Origin of the sequence: Massilibacterium senegalense, assembly GCF_001375675.1 — a bacterium.
GTDB classification, from domain to species: Bacteria; Bacillota; Bacilli; order Bacillales; family Massilibacteriaceae; genus Massilibacterium; species Massilibacterium senegalense.
The window spans coordinates 762,024-779,852 of record NZ_LN831786.1; the positions used below are offsets into that span (position 1 = coordinate 762,024).

Below are 17,829 nucleotides of genomic sequence, written 5' to 3' on the forward strand. Positions count from 1 at the left end.
TCATCCTCTTCTCATTCGACCAATTTTCTTTTGCTTAGGAAGGATAAAAAGATTAGAACTTTAATTTTTCTGCTAAAAATGTATTTAATTGTGCAATTGGCATGCGTACTTGTTTCATCGTATCACGGTTACGAACAGTTACTTGTTCGTCCTCTTTGGAATCGAAGTCATACGTAATACAATAAGGTGTTCCAATTTCATCTTGACGGCGATAGCGTTTACCGATAGAACCTGATTCATCATAATCCACCATAAAATCTTGCGCTAATTGTGTAAATACAGCTCTTGCTTCTTCTGATAATTTTTTAGATAGAGGAAGAACAGCTGCTTTAAATGGTGCAATAGCTGGGTGGAATTGCAGAACGGTACGTGTATCTCCATTTTCTAATTCTTCTTCTCGGTATGCATCCACTAAAAATGCTAATGTTACACGGTCCGCACCCAATGATGGTTCGATACAGTATGGAATATATCGTTCATTTGTTTCTTGATCATGGTAGTTAAAGTCTTCTCCAGAATGATTCATATGTTGTTTTAAATCATAATCTGTTCTTGAAGCAATACCCCATAATTCTCCCCAACCAAATGGGAATTTATACTCAATGTCTGTTGTTCCGTTACTATAGTGTGATAATTCTTCTGCTGAGTGATCACGTAATCGCAAATTTTCCTCTCGAACACGTAATGATTTTAACCAATTATATGAATGGTCTTTCCAATATTCAAACCATTTTAATTCTTCTCCAGGTTTACAGAAAAATTCAAGCTCCATTTGTTCAAATTCACGAGTACGAAAAGTAAAGTTTCCTGGAGTGATTTCATTTCGGAATGATTTTCCTATTTGTGCAATACCAAAAGGAAGTTTTTTACGCATTGTCCGTTGCACATTTTTAAAGTTTACAAAAATACCTTGTGCTGTTTCTGGACGTAAGAAAATTTCATTGGCACTTGATTCTGTCACACCTTGGAATGTTTTAAACATGAGATTGAATTGACGAATATCTGTAAAATCATTCGCACCACAATCTGGACATACTACTTCATATTTTTGCATTAATTTTTTCATTTCATCAAAAGATAATCCATCTACTACGATTTCATCGCCTTTTTTTTCTGCTTGTTCCTCAATTAATTTATCTGCTCGATGACGTGCTTTACATTTTTTACAGTCAATCATCGGATCATTAAAATTACCAATATGCCCTGATGCTTCCCACGTTTTAGGATTCATTAAAATTGCTGCATCTAAGCCAACGTTGTATGGGGATTCTTGAATGAATTTTTTCCACCATGCTTTTTTAATGTTATTTTTTAATTCTACTCCTAATGGTCCATAGTCCCATGTATTTGAAAGTCCTCCGTAAATTTCAGAACCGGGGAAAATAAATCCTCGATGTTTCGCTAAATTCACAATTTGATCCATTGATAAACTCATGCTCATCCACTCCTATTTTTTCTTTTACTAAAGGACAGAAAACACAAAAAACTCTCGTCCCTAGGCTGATACAGCCTAGGGACGAGAGTTATACCCGCGGTTCCACCCTAGTTGTTGCAAATATGCAACCACTTTTTTTACAATGCTCAAGATTGCCGTTTCTTTGAGGTTTCTCCTAGGCTTTCACCGTCCCTAAGTCGCTTTATAGAAAAGAACTCAAATACTATTGATCCTTCATCGCATAATGTTTTCACTTTTTACATAATCATAGTAAGATTTATATCGTTTGTCAAGCAATCATCTTATTATTTATGTAAAATAAAAATATTGCATTCCCCTATACTTGTTTTCGATTACTTTTTAGGAATTAGGGAAAATGTATAAGAAAAGAAAGGATGAAATTGTAATGTATTATTTATCTTTAATCCGGAATAAAGATTTAACATTAACGAAACATCGATGGATGCGTTTTTCCAATGAAGAACAAGTACTTTTAATGCGTGAGACTGTAAAACATCCTGGAGAAGAATGTGAAGTGTTTGGAATCCTTGATGCGACAGGAAGCTTCATTCCAAATGGATTCGTCGTATTAAATAACATTCCAGTGAGTGAAACGGGGCGTGACTTATTTGAACAACGTTTTATGAATCGTGCACGCTTAGTTGAAAAAGAAAGGGGATTTGTAGCAATTAGGGTATTACGTCCTTTAAGTCATGATACATATGTGATATTAACGATGTGGGAATCGAAAGAAGCATTTACTCGTTGGCAAGAATCCAATGCCTATCAGCATGCTCATAAAAAAAGAGGAACAAAAGAAGGCGTGGATCAACAATCTATTTTCCCACGTCCATCATTCGTCGAAACGTACGAATAATGTTAGTGCTGCTATTTCTTCAGTGAAATGGCAGCACTCTTTCTTTTTCTATCTAGTTTTATAAATGGTTCGTTCGATTTAAATAGCGAACTTGAATTCGATCACCTTTTATTTGAATGAGCGAATAAGAAGAAGTTTTAAAATGAAAGGCTGGATATAGTGTTGGGTTAAGATGAAGGATTGTATGCATAAAGATGTTTAACCATTCTCCATGGCTAACAAGTGCAATACATGCGTCTTTCTTTTCTTGTTGCACAATCCTATGATAAATTGTTTCCACCCGCCTCTTTACATCCTCATAAGATTCACCACCAGGCATTGCAAGAAGCGGATTTTCTTTTAACTGACGATAAAGAATGGGATATGTTTGTTTTCTTTCTTCTTCTGTTAGACCATCTAAAATGCCATGAGTTCTTTCCATTAGTAGGCTAGTTGAAATGAGTGGCGCTTGACAGTTATCTGCTATATATTTAGCAGTTATGCTTGCTCTTTGAAGTGGGCTAGTATACACTCTTTTAATTGGTTTTCCAGCTAAAAATCGGCCAATCTTTTTAGCTTGTTTTTGCCCCAGTTCAGATAAGCCAGTATTTTTTTGGCCACCTCCACTTTTTTCGGATTTTGCATGGCGAATAAGATAAATTTCCATCGATAGTCCTCCAGACATCGTACAGTAACTTTGTTACTATATCACTCTATTATTTCTCTAATTTTTTTTGGATATCTTTTTTAACATCAACCGTTGTTAAAATAACATGTGTTTCCGTCTGACCATAGTCAGAAATTTTATTAATAAAATATTCGACATTTTCCAAAGACGGTACTGTTAACTTTACGATAAATGAGGCATGCCCAAGTGTCCGATAACAAAATTCAACAAAAGGATATGTTTTTACATAATCGATAAACTTTTCATGAAGCCCTTGATGAATAATTACTTCTACTAAGCACTGGACCGGTAGGCCAATTTTCGCCAAATCCAACGTAACGGTATAATTTTTTATCACACCAGTGGATTCTAATTTCTTCACGCGTTCTGTTACGGATGGCGCTGAAAGATTTACTTTTTTTGCAAGTTCTCGCATCGATAAACGAGATTCCCTCGAAAGTTCCTGTATGATATGGATATCCACTTCATCGATTTTCATTCGTTATTTTTACCCCTTTACCATGATGTAGCGATCGATAACTCAATTATTTTCACGAAGCGACTATTTTTACCTTTCATTATACCGTGATTTTATCTTGCCGACAATGTATCGTAAATTTCACATAAGAAAAAGGCTTCATCTTTTTACAGCAAGAATACTCCATCTGAATAGTTGGGCTTTACACGGAACACCAATCAGATGGAGAGGTATAAGTGTAGACAATACCAAAGAAGGTTGGTATCGGATCTTGTAGAAGCTTACAAAATCTCCATCTAACAAGTGTTTAACTACAAGGTTTACCGTTCAGATATAGTTGTTGAAAAGCTGGTTTTCATTTTGTGTATCATGGAAATAATGAAATGACTTTTTCTAATTGTTCTTTTGTTTTTTGTAATGTATTTTTATCTACCATGTTCATGAATCGTTGTCTTTCATAATGCATCGCTTGTTCTAATTGCGTTAAACTAGCCTGGCATAATTCACCCCATCTTTTTACAAACTGTTCTTTATATTGAACAATGATTTGATCTTCACATTGTTTCATAAAAGCTGTTACATACGGTTGGATTAATTGATCTAATCCATCTCTTACTCGTTTTACCCCTTCTTCAGCAAAAAAGTCTTGATGGGTTTTATAAGGTTTATATAACTCTTGAAAAATTGTCATGGATATATCAGGGAAATCTTTTTCGTGAACGATAAATTCTACCCAGGGCTCTAAAGAAACGTCTATGAGCATGTTAGAGATAGACAACATTTCTTCAAAAAAATGATGAATGCGTTTCTCCATATAATATTCAACCCGTGCAGTAGTAGCACGAAGATCCTGAATAGTATCCAAAATAGTGAAGTCTACTATCTTTTTCGTTGCTTTTTGTAACGCCACTATAATAGAATCATCTTTCTTTAATATTTCAGGCGTGAAGATTTCTTTAAACTCATCATAATAACGATAATAAACACGTTGTTTTACATAGTAAAGTAACTCTTTTATTTCTTGGACAAGTAAATCTTCTTCTATTACTACAGGGGCAGCATGGATTTGGTTCGCTAACTCGTTAATGTGGTTCTCAACAGCCTTTAATTGTGTTTCTTTTTTCTGTTGTGCTTCTTCATAGAGAAAAAGAGATTCTTCCACCTGTTCCTTCATTTTTAATGCCATTTGTCGTAATTGTTCTACGTTAGAACGATGAAGCGTTTCCTGTAAATACGTTTCAAAGTAAGACTGGAAAACAGCAAAGCCACTTGTTTGTTTTTCTCCTAATAATGCCTGCAAACTAGAAACCGGAAAAATCATCGAATGTTCTAAATGAAAAGCTTGTAATTGTTTTTGTAAATGTTCATACACGTCTTGCAGTTCTTGATAAGAATGTGCCAAATCACTCGCGTTAATAATGAATGTTAATTTATCATGATCAAAAAATTCATTCATTTGTCCAATTCTTCTTAAAAATTCATCATCATATTTAGAAAATGCATGATTGTAATAAGTTAGGAATAAGATAGCATCTGCATGTTTAATCATATTAAAGGCTACTTGCGTATGTCGTTCATTCATCGATCCACTGCCAGGAGTGTCGACAAGCATAATCCCTTTTTTTGTAACCTCACAGTCTTTATATAGTTCTACTTTCTCGATAAAAACAGCAACTGATTCTTTTGTTACGAAATCTTGAAAGATTCGTTCGGTTATGACTTCTTGTGTCCCTAACTTCTCCATTAAAAAAGAAGCCCCTTGCTGCACTGCTTGGACAAATGCCATTTCTTCATCAGATAAAACTGCCATGATTGGAATATCTACATTTTCTTGTTCTTCCTTTTCATTCTGATTTTTTTCTAGTTCGATTTGTTTTTTCTCTTCGTTCTTTTTCCATTCTTCAAATTGTTGTTGTTCTACTTCTAATTGTTCTAATGAAATAATAGCTGTTTGAGATAACCGAAATAACCGGTTGATATCCTCGACAATTTGTTCTTCTGTTTTATAAAAAACAACGACATCTCCATCTTTATTCATATCCGTTGGTTTCATCAATTGTTGAATAACAGCTGTTGTCGGATTAGGCGATGCCGGAAATAATTTTCCCCCTAACCATGCATTCGCAAACGTTGATTTTCCTGCACTGAATGCTCCAAATAACGCAACTGTATACGTATGATTGGTCATTCTTTTTAGTTTATTTTGAAATAACTTTTTCCCATCTTCTAACCATTCAATAGAAGGAAGATCATTCATCATCCGTTCTACTTCCTTCATCGCAAATGTCCGATGTTCTTTCGAATCAATCCAATCACTGTTATTCAATTTTTCTTTCATAAACGATGCTAAATCGATTGTGTCCTTTTCTATATTTTCAAAAGACGTTATTAATTTCTCTGATTCACGTTCAGGCGCCTGCGTTTTATCTGTCGCTTCTTCCTCTATTATTGTAAAGAATTGCAACCATTTTTCGATTTCTAGATCAATTCCATGTTCAATTTGTTGGATGGCTTGAAGAGTTTCGATTTGTTGATGTAGAAAAGAAAGTTGTTCATTCATTTTTTTCTCTCTTTGTGCTGATGTTTTTTGAAGTTTCATCATTGCTTTATCGATTATTTCTACGACTAATTCACGATATATTTTTTCCACAAAGATAGTTATATCTCTCCAAAATTGTCGGACATACGCATCGGTAAATACGGCACCTTTTTTAATTTGCTTTTTGATCTCTTCTTCGATAAACGTATGGTGTAAATGATGTACCTCATTCCGCCAACGTTCTTCCGTTAAGTCATAATCTTGCAAATGTTTTAATAATTCTTTTTTTAATGGAATTTCGATGGACGTCAAACAATTATCATTTAAACTTTGCAAAAATTGTGTATAGCGATTTTTTTGTTCTTTTTTTGTTTTCCTTTTTCCAAATAATCCACGGATACGAAAGTCTACTTGGCTCACTTCTACCACTGCACGCCCAAGCTCACGTGTATGATACGGCATCACATTCGCATTTTCAAAAAGTTGTTTAAGACGTAATAAAAATTGTTCTATAAATTGTTCTTTTTCTTCTGTTAGTTGCTTTTCTTTTTGCATCCAATACATCTGTTTTTTCTGCACAATAGAAAGAGAATCCCGATTTGGTAATTGATTTTGATATGTTTCTAACATGGATTTCTCTTGTTCATATAATTCCTGTTGATATTGAAGAAGTAATTGAAACCATTCTCGATGAACGTTGTCGTAAATCACGTTTTCACGATGCGCAAGCATTTCATTTAACACCTCAATAAATAACGGATATTCATTCAATGCATGATGTTGCTCTAGCATTGTCGTGAAAAATAAATGCTCGAAGGCAATATTAGCTTCTTGCCAAGCATTCGTAATTTTTTCTTTATACTCTATTATTGAAATTTCTTCTTCGCGATGCTTATCGATTTGATTGATGAGTAATATTAAACGCTTTCCACGTTTGGTCATCGATTGTAAAAAAGCAAGATTCATTTCTGATAAAACGTGATTATAGTCCATTACATATACGATGACATCTGCTAAATATAGTTGAGACATTGTAGCTATTTCATGCGCTTCATCTGTTGAATCGATGCCCGGTGTGTCCATAATAAGCAATTGAGTTGGTAGTAAAAGCGTTGGTGCAGCCACTTCTATTTTTTTAATTTGACTGTTTTGACAAATTTTCTTCATTTTATTCCAATTCAATTGGCGTTCCTCATAAAGGAGCTGCTGTTCATCATAAAAACGCATATACGCTTCCCCTTTAGAAAGCGTGACCACATTAGCGCTAGTAGGGATTGGATTCGATGGTAGCAATTTTTGACCAATCACTTGATTAATAATCGTAGATTTACCAGCAGAAAAATGGCCGCAAAATGCCACTCGCAACCTTTTGTCTTGTAAATGTTTAATTAATTGTTGTAACGGTGTTTGAATCGGTTTCCCTGATAGTTCACGTTGAAAACTCATTAATTTTTCAAGAAATAAAGAGGGATTTCGTTTTTGTTTTTGCTGAAAAACTTCATACGTGTAATAGTTCATTTTTTTCCTCCTTCCTACTAGTGTAAAAAAACAAGAATAAAAAGTCACACGAAACGTTCTTTTTACTTATATTTCCTCTTTCCCTCCAGTTTATGCTTTAGGAGTGCGTTCTCCTTTCAAATCTTTTTACCAATGAATAATCTAAAGGAAAACCAATCATTTGTTCTATCCATAAAAAAATCCATCACCGACTGGTAATGGACTTTCATAAATTATTTCAGATAGCAATCTTCCACAAGTAGATTTTTTACTACTTATTTTTGAGAAAGAAAAGAGAAAATTTTTTCTGCTAGTTCATATTGTTCTGCATCCATCATGACATGATACACTGCCTCGTCTGAAACTTCTGCATTAGAGACCATTTCTTCTTTTACCATTTCTTTTAATAATTCAGGAATCGGCTGATTTGGATACGTTTCTTCGTACATATGAATGGGGTCTAACGAATGTTTTTTACACCACTCGATAAATATAAAAACTAGTGCTTCTTCTGTCACATTCATTCACTTCCTATTATTCTATTAATATGCTTTTTCAGAACGAACGTTTGACTATTTTTACTTTATCATCCCGCTATTTTTAATTCTTAACACAGCCTCTTGCAAGTGTTCAATTGATTGAACTAAGGCCATGCGGACGTAGCCTTCTCCGTGTGCACCAAAAGCATTTCCTGGTGTTACAACGACGTTTGCTTTATCCATTAATTCATAGGTGAACGACACAGATGTATACGATTCCGGTACCTTCGCCCAAACAAACATCGTACCCTCTGGTAATGCTACATCCCAGCCTATCTCGCGTAGACCTCTTACAAACACGTCCCGACGCTGTTGATATCTTTCCCGATTTTCTTTTGCAAATGCTCGGTACGTTGATAATGCTTCTGTTGCTGCATGTTGAACTGGATAAAATACACCATAATCTAAATTGGATTTTAACTTTTGTAACAATTGTAACGCATGCTCGTTTCCTACAACGTATGCAACACGCGCACCTGCTAAATTAAAACTTTTCGAGAGTGAATTAAATTCAATCCCCACATCTTTTGCACCTGGAATAGATAAAAAACTTAAAGGTTGTTGATCAAATACAAGTTCTGAATAAGCAAAATCATGGACAATAAAAATATTATATCTTTTTGCTATTTGGACTACTTCTTCAAAAAATGATTTTGTTGCAAGAGTTGGTACAGGGTTTCCTGGGTAATTTAAAATCATCATTTTCGCTTTCTGTAACATTTCTTCTGGAATTTGACGAAAGTCAGGTAAAAATTGATTTTCTTCTAATAACGGCATCGGGTATAATTTTGCTTGTGCAAGTGTAATACCCGCTTCATAGGCAGTGTAGCCTGGATCTGGCGCTAAGACGATATCTCCTGGATTACAAATGGTCATCGGAAAATGGACAAGTCCATCTTGCGAACCCATCGTTTGAAGTACTTCTTTTTTAGCATCAAGCTCCACCTCATACTGGTCTCTATAAAAACTTGCTACTGCTTCATGAAATTTTTCTGTGCCATGTAAAGAGTACCCATAACAATTATCCCGTAGCACTTGTTCTGCTATTACCTTCCGGATTTCTTCACTAGGTGCTTGATCCGGGCTCCCTATGCTTAAATCAATCATTTGATAGCCTGACTGTTCTTTTTTTCGCTTATACGCATTTAATTCATTAAAAATTCCTTCTGCAAATGACGTTAATAACTTAGATGGTTGAACGATTTCCACTTTATTCCCTCCTGCTTATTTCACGACTTTTAAGCGCCATTTTTGAATGACAATCGATAACATGAGTATGACGATGCTCGTTAAGACAATTGTACCACCTGGAGCAATTTCTAAATAGTACCCTAAGAAAAGTCCGATTAAAACAGAAGTTTCTCCAAAAAGAATGGACAAGAAAAAAGTGGATTTAAAACTTTTTGCGACTTTAATGGCGGTCGCAACAGGTAGCGTCATTAAGGAAGATACAAGTAAAATACCTACTACCCTCATCGATGCAGCTACAACCACTGCCACTAAAATAATAAATAATTTATTTAGCCATTTCCCATTAATCCCAGAAATTTTCGCTTGTTCTTCATCAAATGACAAAAAGAAAAGTTCTTTATAAAAAAGAAACAAAAAGATTGTGACAAAAATAGTCGTAGTTAATACAATATAAAAATCGCTTTTACTAACCGCGGTAACCGAACCAAACAAATAACTAAATAAATCAGTTGTAAATCCTTGCGCTAACGAAATAAAAACAACACTAATCCCGATTCCACCAGATAAAATAATGGGAATCGCTAATTCTTTGTATTGTTTATATACATTTCGGAGTTGTTCTAAAAATAACGAAGCGAGAACCGAAAAGGCAATTCCTCCATAAATCGGATTTAACGTTTGGAAAAACGTTTGCGTCCTACCTAAAAATAAACTAAACGCTACACCCGCGAGCGTAACGTGACTAAGTGCATCTGCGACTAAGGCTTGTCTTCTTACAACGATAAACACTCCTAACATTGGTGCTAAAATTCCAACAAGAATGCCTGTAAAAAATGCATTTCGCAAAAATTCATACGTCCATAAATCGGAAAACAAAACCATTCCTCCTCTCTTTAGTGATTATGCTCTAACACTTGTACTGAATGCCCGTACACTTTGGTTAATTCATCATTTTCTTGTATATGTTGAAAAGATTCTACGTCACCATGGAAATATACACATTGGTTTAGACATACGACATTAGTCACCCGATTGGTTGCCACTCCGATATCATGCGTAACTAAAAGTAACGTCATTTTTTTTTCACGATGAAGATGTTCTAGTAATTCATAAAATGCTGAAACACTTTTTGCATCTACCCCAACAGTCGGCTCATCTAATACGAGTAATTCCGGATTACTTACTAATGCACGCGCAATAAAAACCCGCTGTTGTTGTCCTCCTGAAAGCTCTCCGATACTCTTATTAGCAAAATTTTCCATTCCGACTAAACGAAGTGTTTCCACTACTTTTTCTTTATCTCGTTTATTTAACCTGCGAAAAAGACCTTTTTTACGAAATAGACCCATCGAAACTACTTCAAACACACTTGCTGGAAATTCAGTATTAAAACTATTCGCTTTCTGACTAACATATCCAATTCGATTCCATTCCTTGAAAGCTTCTATCTCGGTTCCATATAAACGAATTGTTCCTTTTTGTGGATGCAATACACCTAAAATACACTTTAATAACGTCGATTTTCCGGAACCATTCGGACCAACAATCGCTGTAAACGATCCTTTTTCTATCGAAAGATTTATATTATTCAATACATATTTTTCGCCGTAATGAAAGGAAACGCTCTCTATCTCCATTATTTTTTCTTTCAATTTTTATTCTTCTTCCTTTCTCGCTACTTTTTTAAATCGTAATGATTCTGTTTGCACATTATAGATTAACGATTCTAAGCGTTATTGTCAATTCAAAAAGATAAAGAAAACTTCTATCCGCGTTCACATGGTGTTACGAATAGAAGTTTTCTTTATTATTTCGCATAAAAATGCTCTATTTTATTTAAAATCGTTCTAATTTTCGGAATATGAGCTTTCGCTTTCTCTAAATAATCTTCGTCTGATAAATAAGCATCATTGATTATTTTTTGAATTTGTTCATAATATTCTGCAACCATTAATGCTTCTTCTGTTACTCGATGATTCATTATTCTTCATCCTCTTCTTCCACATATTCAATTGTGATTCCTAGCGAGTCTAATAATTGAATAACTTCTTGATTAAATGCTGGATCACGTATTAATCCTAAAGATGGCGCTAACTCTAATACTTCAAATTCCCCATTTTCTGCATCTTCAATTAATTCTAATATTTCTTCGTATTTTTCTTCTGTTAATTTTCGGATGATTTCGTCTTTTGTCACAATCTATTCCTCCTTTTTATGCTAGTATGTGCTAGTTTATACCCCAAATTACTAATTTAAAATCTCCATTTCTTTCTTGTTTAAATTACAGAAAAACCTACCTGTTTATAAATATTATAAACCTAGGTAGGTTTTTCTTCATCTATTTCCTTTTAATATGGTATTAAATCCATTTTTATTTACAATACTCATCATAAGCTTTTTTTACATTAGCTACTATATCCTCTACATCTTGACCTTCTATCTGCTCTCTAGGAATAAAGTGAACAAGTTGTTCATTTTTTAAAATAGCCATAGAAGGAGATGAAGGTGGTACATCACCAAAGTACATCCGCATTTTTGCAGTTGCTTCCCGATCTTGTCCAGCAAACACTGTTACTTTATGATCAGGATGATTGGAATGATGAAATGATTGAATAGCCGCTGGTCGTGCAAGTCCCGCAGCACAGCCACATACACTATTTACTACAACTAATGTCGTCCCTTTTACATGTTGAATAAATGCATCTACTTCTTCTTCCGTTGTTAATTCTTCAAATCCTGCTTCTACAAGTTCATCACGCATCGGTTGAACCGATTGACGCATATATTCTTCAAATGATAATGACATTCTTTTATCCTCCTTCTATTTCAACCAAGCTTTCAATTGAAACGTTTTAACATAATAGTTGTTTCAATCTTACAGTCATTGTAACAAGGAAAGAAGAAAAAATCATGCTTTTTTCTTAAAGAATGTTAAGATCTCTTCTTTCATCGGTTTCGGTATGCCGATTTCTCCAGCATTCAGTACAGATAGTAACCATTTTTTTCGTTTTGGTCCGTACTCTTTATTCGCTCGATTGTACAACTTTTTGAAACGTTTTTCAAAAACAACTGGACGTTTAAAGTAAAAAAACATCAATAGTTCTTTTATATCTTGATATTTTTCTAAATGAATCACTTCTGTTATATTGGCTAAAATATCATCTAATAAAACATGTTGATTATATTGTTCATAGTAATCAATGATTCCTTGGATTAAGTCAGCTGTGTCTTGTTGATTGGTTTTCCATAAAAGCGGGACATACGATTCTAAACGATGAAACCGTAAAAACTCAAATGCCTTTTTAGGATTTGCTTTTGCTAAGGCAACTTCTAACCCTTGTAAAATAATCGAGGAGTCTTCTTTTCCTAGCATCCGTTCGATAGTAATTAATCTCGAAGGCCATACATGTTTAATGTCTTGAAGATATTCATCTACAATGACCTTTAATAACTTACCATTTTCTTTTAAACCTTCTGTTGTTTTTAATGCATGTTTTAAGTCACTTTGTGCTAAATGATGCGTTTTTCTTTTATCTTTAATCATTAAGTAACGATTCATGACTTCTCGAGAATGAGGTGTTTCATGTTCTTCAATAAAAAATGAATCACTAAACTCACCTAAATGGTTTATCTCCGCATAAATGAACGGCTCATCTTTTTGAAAGAGTAAACAAGCACTTCGTTTGTTCGAAACCGGTTCTTGATGTTTCACAATAAACTCTTTATCGTGATCGAGCAGTACTTTTTTTCCTAATAGACAAATTGGTAATTCCGTATACCTCAATGTCGGTCGCCTCTTTTCTTTGTTCTTTATTTTATTGTACCGCATTGATCGAAATAAACCAAATTTTCCAATATAATAACTCGCTTTTATTTTGGATTTTTCTTACATATCGCTTTAGAATGACGCAAAAATTTCATTTGTGGTAAAGCGATAGCGAGTAAAATCATCCCTACACCTAACCACTGTATAGGTGTAATCGTTTCTTTTAAAATGAGCATAGAAGATATAAGGACCGTTGGTAACTCCGCAGCCCCAAGGATTGTCGCTAACCCTGGACCAATTTTAGGCACACCATATGTAAATGCTAAGGTAGGTAAAATAGGACCAAAAAGCGCAAGTAGTAATCCATAAAAAAACAAATGATAAGACGTAGGCTGATGGAATATAAACATTGGCGGATAAACGATAAAAACGGTTATCATTGCGCCCGTAATAATAAATGTACTTCTCAAAATAGAATGAACATTTTGGCTTACTTTCCCACTAAAAAACACAAACAAACTATATGTTATAGCCGAAAATAAGCCAAATAAAATTCCTAAAAAGGGAATATTACCGCTTTGTTTTCCCATTAATTCACTTGCGAATATTGTTCCAATTGCAAGCATAATTAATGAAAAAATCGTTTCTCTTGTTGGTTTTTTTTGATTGACAACTGAATCAATAACAACTCCAATCCAAGTAAATTGAAATAATAAAATAATGGCTAAAGAAGCTGGTACATATTGTAATGAGCTGTAATAAAATACGCCGGTTAACCCACTTGTAATGCCAACAAGTAATAAGGAAACAACTTGTGACGGTTTTACTACGGAAAGTTGTTTTTTCATTTTAAAAAAGGCAATAATCCAAATGATGATGGTAGCTATTCCAAATTGTGCACCAGATACTTCTTGAACAGTAAATCCTTCTGCGTATGCTATTTTTACAATAGTCGATAAAATTCCATAACTAATGGCTCCTACTAACACAATAATAATTGCTTTCATTTTATCCCACTTTCTATGTTGTCTATTTTGGCAATGTAATGGTCACTTTTGTTCCTTTTTCTAGGCACTGAAAATCCATCATCCCACCGTGTTCACGCACAATCTGATCACAAATCATTAAGCCTAATCCTGTCCCTTTTTCCTTTGTTGTAAAAAAAGGCTGTTTTATTTTCGGTATTAATTCTTTCGGAATACCAACCCCTTCATCTTGAACAACTACTTGAAAAGAACCGTCTGTTTCAAGTATATCAATATAAATATTCCCCCTCTTTTCCATCGCTTCTATCGCATTTTTAATAATATTTAAAAATACTTGTTTCATTTGATTTTGATCACAACACAATAATAATGTAGAAGATAAATCTTTGACATGTATATACACATTATTCATCATGGCGTGTGGTTTCATTAAATCAATTACTTGTTGAATGACGGAAAAAATATTTATGCTTTTCATTTTTTTATTGTGCGGCTTTGATAATAATAATAACTCTGAAATAATCGTTTCAATCCGACTTATTTCATCCAAAATAATCTTTAAATATGGATGTGAATTCGATTCTAATAACTGAATAAAACCTTTTATCGCTGTTAATGGATTACGAATTTCATGTGCAATACCTGCTGCTAATTGTCCTACGGCAGATAACTTTTCGGAATGAAGCATTACCTCTCTTACTTTTTTTTGTTCTGATAAATCTTCCATTTCTATTTTTATTAATGGACATTTTCCATCATCAATTGAAGAAAATCGAATCGAAGCATCAATCATTTTTCCGCAATACGAAGTAATTAGACGTTCGCATTGATCATTTTCTTCTATCGATTGGATTTTTTTCGTCATCCAATCAGATGATTCTTTTGATAAAAAATTTGAAATATAACAACCACTTAGGGAATATTCTTTTTTATCAAAAAATAGCTCTACATAGGCACGATTTGCATATATGTATAAATCCTCAAATACAATTGCGATTGGTTGTCTTAAATCTTCTAATATGGATTGAAACCACTTTGTTTGTGTCCTTATTAATTCATAATGCTTTGCAAAACGAAGCGCTCTCGTTGCATATCCAATAAAACCAAGTATTTTATCTCCGTTTGATTTTTTTACCCAAAAAATACTCTCTAACCACTCATACCCATTATTTTTTGTTAGAATACGATACACTACTTTAAAATAATCTTTTTCTTTTTTATGTTTCAAGTATGCATTATAATACCAAGTTAATCGTTGTGCATCTTCCGGGTGGATAAAATGACAAAATGATCTCCCAACTAATTCTTGATTTGAATATCCAAGTAATTGTTCACACTGTGTTGAAGCTCTTATAATGTTAAAATGCTGATCAAATCGGATAAATAATCCTTGAATAATTGATGCAGATGCCACTAGCTGTGAGGTTGCTTCAGATGATTCGTGATTTGTAATCGAATTCATCACCATGCCTCCCAAAATCCAAAATTCGACAATTATTTTTAGATAACTATGTCTAGTACATATTATTACAGTTCATTTCATAAAATTCCTTTAATTTTTCACATTTTTTTAATATTTCTTTTTACATTTTTATTTGACAACATTACATAGTAGAATAAAACAAAAAGTGAGAGGAAGAAACATATGCTAGTCGATGAATTTACGACAAAACGTTTTTCTAAATTTCCATTATTAACGACTTATTATGAACTATATGAAATTTCATTTTATCCAGTTGGAGATTGGGCAAATTATGCCTTTGTTCGTTATATGTATCAAAAACCATTATTATTTACCATTGATGGTTGTAAAGTAGGAAGTGATTCGTTTATTTTAAGTGCTGTTATTCAATACAAAAATGAAATAAAAAAACGTCGGTATAAATAACCCTCCTTGAATCAAACTAAAAAAGAAAGGAGGATTATGATGCCAAAAGACGAAGAACTCAAATCCGTCATGATTGATGAAACAATGCCTCATCAAATTAGCGCCCCATCCTTTAAAGGGACAAATATAAAGGTAGAAAAGCCATTTATAAATAAACATGGGGTTATCATTGGTGATAGCCATTACGACTCTGAACACTCTCCGCTGAATCAATGGTCAAAAGAAACAGATCCTGCTACCATGGCTGGTGATCAATGGGTACATCCAACGAACGATATTGGTTGGAATGCAAAGGAAAACCATCAATTATTAGAAGAAAAAAGACGTAGTAATCCTGAAACTCGTTTTATGCATCCGACAAAGGATGTCAGTTACTCAAAAGACTAAAGGAGCATTTGTTGCTCCTTTTTCAATTTTATTTTTTTACAAAAAATGTATGTACCCCATTTTTTAATTGTTTTATTCCTTCTTTACATACCCCCATCTCTAGCCACTGACAACCTTTACATATATATTCCAAATCTTCTGGTTGAATATTCTCAGCTGTTTGATGCAACAATTCTTCCTTTTGATATGTCTGGTTAGGTGTAAGACGTAATTTCTCCACTGTTTTTTGATCAATCTGTCGAACTAGACGATCTGCCGATAAACAAACTTCCCCTCCATCATGTGGACAATTTTTACAAAGTTCATCTTGACCGATGATAACGGTTAATTGTACTGGTTGATTAGGATTCCACATTTCTTGTACATATTCTGTCATTCCTTCTACAAATTCAGGACTATATCCCATCCCCTTAAATCCATGTAAACATAATAAATGATGCGCACGAATCTTTCTTTTTTTAATCATCATATCGCGTCAACACTCTCTTTTCGATGATTTCTTCTACTTCAATGTCTAAATTTAATTGTAATGGAGCAGGTGTGTTGTCTTGTATCCATTTAATTTCCTTTAGTTCATACGCTTCTTCTAACGTCTTAGGAAGCGTTTTTTGTTGATACATCCATTCTCGCAAAGCATCAGAGAAATCATAATAGTGCTGTTCAAAACGAATTGCCCAATCCTCCCCCTCGTCCCCCTCTGTTTTTTGCATCATATCCCAATCATTCATCGCAACTAAAAATAATTTTTTTACTTTTTCAAACATATACGTCTTCCTTTCTTTTTTAATTTTTTTCTTTTAGTATATCTTGAAATATCGAATTTAAGCCCTCTGAATAGAAGATTCCTTTATAAACTCGCTTTCTAACAGTCAATAAACTTCCAATATTTACACTACTATTTTACGACATAGTTTTATTAGTTTGTGTCGAAGAAATAAGTGAAAAACATCAGGAGGTGCATCATGCGCAAAAAAAGAACATGTATTTTACTTTTATCTCTTTCATTACTATCTACAAGTTTTATCGGAAACCAAGGGGAAGCAGAAGCAAAAAAATATTCGTCTAAAAAGAACTACTACCATTATTATACGTTAAAAAAACCAAATGTAACGACTAATGCATCAGCACAAACGCCAACAAACCCAACAACTACGAACATACCATATGCCCCAACGCAAACAACAACAAATGTAACAGCTGAAGAAAAAGAAATGGTAGAATTAATCAATGCAGAACGAAAAAAACAAGGCTTACAACCATTAACTATTAATAACGAAATGACGAAAGTAGCCCGTTTAAAAGCTCAAGATATGATTGACAACAACTATTTCAGTCATCAATCCCCTACTTATGGATCCCCTTTTGATATGCTCAAAAAATACGGGATTTCATACCGCACTGCTGGAGAAAATATTGCAGGAAATCAAACAGTTCAAAAAGCTCATACGTCCTTAATGAATTCTACAGGACATCGTGCGAATATCTTAAATTCTCAATATACTGAAGTAGGAATCGGCATTGTAAATGGCGGTCCTTACGGGAAAATGTTTGTCCAATTATTTAAAGGATAAAAATAAACAGGCTGCGAGAGTGCAGCCTG

At 33.9% G+C, this 17,829-nt stretch carries 20 protein-coding genes; 4 read left to right on the forward strand and 16 right to left on the reverse strand.

Features of this window, described 5'->3' with window-relative positions; translation table 11 throughout:
* Window positions 1–52 precede the first annotated feature (52 nt).
* Window positions 53–1,435, reverse strand: a complete 1,383-nt coding sequence (locus BN1372_RS07150) for a glycine--tRNA ligase (RefSeq protein ID WP_062198148.1) — start codon at window positions 1,433–1,435, stop codon at window positions 53–55.
* 376 nt (window positions 1,436–1,811) lie between these two features.
* Here BN1372_RS07150 and BN1372_RS15735 point away from each other — a divergent pair, with 376 nt between their 5' ends.
* Window positions 1,812–2,312, forward strand: a complete 501-nt coding sequence (locus BN1372_RS15735) for an antibiotic biosynthesis monooxygenase family protein (RefSeq protein WP_082418984.1) — start codon at window positions 1,812–1,814, stop codon at window positions 2,310–2,312.
* A gap of 58 nt (window positions 2,313–2,370) precedes the next feature.
* On the opposite strand, the gene BN1372_RS07160 is transcribed toward BN1372_RS15735, so the two are convergent.
* The 13 genes from BN1372_RS07160 to BN1372_RS07215 all read right to left on the reverse strand — a co-directional run bounded on the left by BN1372_RS07160 (window position 2,371) and on the right by BN1372_RS07215 (window position 15,416).
* Window positions 2,371–2,958 (reverse strand): histidine phosphatase family protein, encoded by a 588-nt coding sequence (locus BN1372_RS07160; RefSeq protein ID WP_062198149.1) that lies wholly within the window; start codon window positions 2,956–2,958, stop codon window positions 2,371–2,373.
* A 49-nt stretch (window positions 2,959–3,007) separates the two neighbouring features.
* Window positions 3,008–3,457: an Lrp/AsnC family transcriptional regulator gene (locus tag BN1372_RS07165; RefSeq protein ID WP_062198150.1), complete on the reverse strand. Its 450-nt coding sequence runs from the start codon at window positions 3,455–3,457 to the stop codon at window positions 3,008–3,010.
* A 346-nt stretch (window positions 3,458–3,803) separates the two neighbouring features.
* A complete protein-coding gene (locus BN1372_RS07170; protein ID WP_062198151.1) occupies window positions 3,804–7,493 on the reverse strand; it encodes a dynamin family protein in 3,690 nt (1,229 codons plus the stop codon).
* Between the two features lie 254 nt (window positions 7,494–7,747).
* Window positions 7,748–7,990 carry a hypothetical protein gene (locus BN1372_RS07175; RefSeq protein ID WP_062198152.1) on the reverse strand — a complete coding sequence of 81 codons (243 nt, stop codon included), beginning with the start codon at window positions 7,988–7,990 and terminating at the stop codon, window positions 7,748–7,750.
* A gap of 60 nt (window positions 7,991–8,050) precedes the next feature.
* Window positions 8,051–9,214, reverse strand: a complete 1,164-nt coding sequence (locus tag BN1372_RS07180; protein WP_062201164.1) for an LL-diaminopimelate aminotransferase — start codon at window positions 9,212–9,214, stop codon at window positions 8,051–8,053.
* Window positions 9,215–9,235: 21 nt separating this feature from the next.
* Window positions 9,236–10,078 (reverse strand): metal ABC transporter permease, encoded by an 843-nt coding sequence (locus BN1372_RS07185; RefSeq protein WP_147515350.1) that lies wholly within the window; start codon window positions 10,076–10,078, stop codon window positions 9,236–9,238.
* 17 nt (window positions 10,079–10,095) lie between these two features.
* Window positions 10,096–10,839 (reverse strand): metal ABC transporter ATP-binding protein, encoded by a 744-nt coding sequence (locus tag BN1372_RS07190; protein ID WP_062201167.1) that lies wholly within the window; start codon window positions 10,837–10,839, stop codon window positions 10,096–10,098.
* Window positions 10,840–11,009: 170 nt separating this feature from the next.
* Window positions 11,010–11,183, reverse strand: coding sequence for a hypothetical protein (locus BN1372_RS15165; RefSeq protein ID WP_154662975.1), 174 nt, complete (start codon window positions 11,181–11,183; stop codon window positions 11,010–11,012).
* Window positions 11,183–11,398 (reverse strand): hypothetical protein, encoded by a 216-nt coding sequence (locus BN1372_RS07195; protein ID WP_062198154.1) that lies wholly within the window; start codon window positions 11,396–11,398, stop codon window positions 11,183–11,185. Before BN1372_RS07195 ends, BN1372_RS15165 begins: the two co-directional genes overlap by 1 nt.
* 175 nt (window positions 11,399–11,573) lie before the next feature.
* Entirely contained in the window at window positions 11,574–12,008 is a 435-nt protein-coding gene (locus tag BN1372_RS07200; RefSeq protein ID WP_062198155.1) for a BrxA/BrxB family bacilliredoxin, read from the reverse strand.
* Between the two features lie 102 nt (window positions 12,009–12,110).
* Window positions 12,111–12,986: a hypothetical protein gene (locus tag BN1372_RS07205; RefSeq protein ID WP_062198156.1), complete on the reverse strand. Its 876-nt coding sequence runs from the start codon at window positions 12,984–12,986 to the stop codon at window positions 12,111–12,113.
* 86 nt (window positions 12,987–13,072) lie between these two features.
* Complete coding sequence (locus BN1372_RS07210; RefSeq protein ID WP_062198157.1) at window positions 13,073–13,975, reverse strand: EamA family transporter; 903 nt, start codon at window positions 13,973–13,975, stop codon at window positions 13,073–13,075.
* Window positions 13,976–13,997: 22 nt separating this feature from the next.
* Window positions 13,998–15,416, reverse strand: coding sequence for a PAS domain-containing sensor histidine kinase (locus BN1372_RS07215; RefSeq protein ID WP_062198158.1), 1,419 nt, complete (start codon window positions 15,414–15,416; stop codon window positions 13,998–14,000).
* A gap of 183 nt (window positions 15,417–15,599) precedes the next feature.
* On the opposite strand from BN1372_RS07215, the gene BN1372_RS07220 reads away from it, so the two are divergent.
* Both BN1372_RS07220 and BN1372_RS07225 read left to right on the forward strand, forming a co-directional pair.
* Entirely contained in the window at window positions 15,600–15,842 is a 243-nt protein-coding gene (locus tag BN1372_RS07220) for a hypothetical protein (RefSeq protein WP_062198159.1), read from the forward strand.
* Window positions 15,843–15,881: 39 nt separating this feature from the next.
* Entirely contained in the window at window positions 15,882–16,229 is a 348-nt protein-coding gene (locus BN1372_RS07225) for a DUF3905 domain-containing protein (RefSeq protein WP_062198160.1), read from the forward strand.
* A 28-nt stretch (window positions 16,230–16,257) separates the two neighbouring features.
* Here the strand turns inward: BN1372_RS07225 and BN1372_RS07230 are convergent, their stop codons facing one another.
* Entirely contained in the window at window positions 16,258–16,698 is a 441-nt protein-coding gene (locus BN1372_RS07230; RefSeq protein ID WP_062198161.1) for a DUF1284 domain-containing protein, read from the reverse strand.
* On the reverse strand, window positions 16,688–16,993 hold the full coding sequence (locus BN1372_RS07235; RefSeq protein ID WP_062198162.1) for a hypothetical protein: 306 nt from the start codon (window positions 16,991–16,993) through the stop codon (window positions 16,688–16,690). Before BN1372_RS07235 ends, BN1372_RS07230 begins: the two co-directional genes overlap by 11 nt.
* 198 nt (window positions 16,994–17,191) lie before the next feature.
* Here BN1372_RS07235 and BN1372_RS14965 point away from each other — a divergent pair, with 198 nt between their 5' ends.
* A complete protein-coding gene (locus BN1372_RS14965; RefSeq protein WP_082418988.1) occupies window positions 17,192–17,800 on the forward strand; it encodes a CAP domain-containing protein in 609 nt (202 codons plus the stop codon).
* Window positions 17,801–17,829 lie beyond the last annotated feature (29 nt).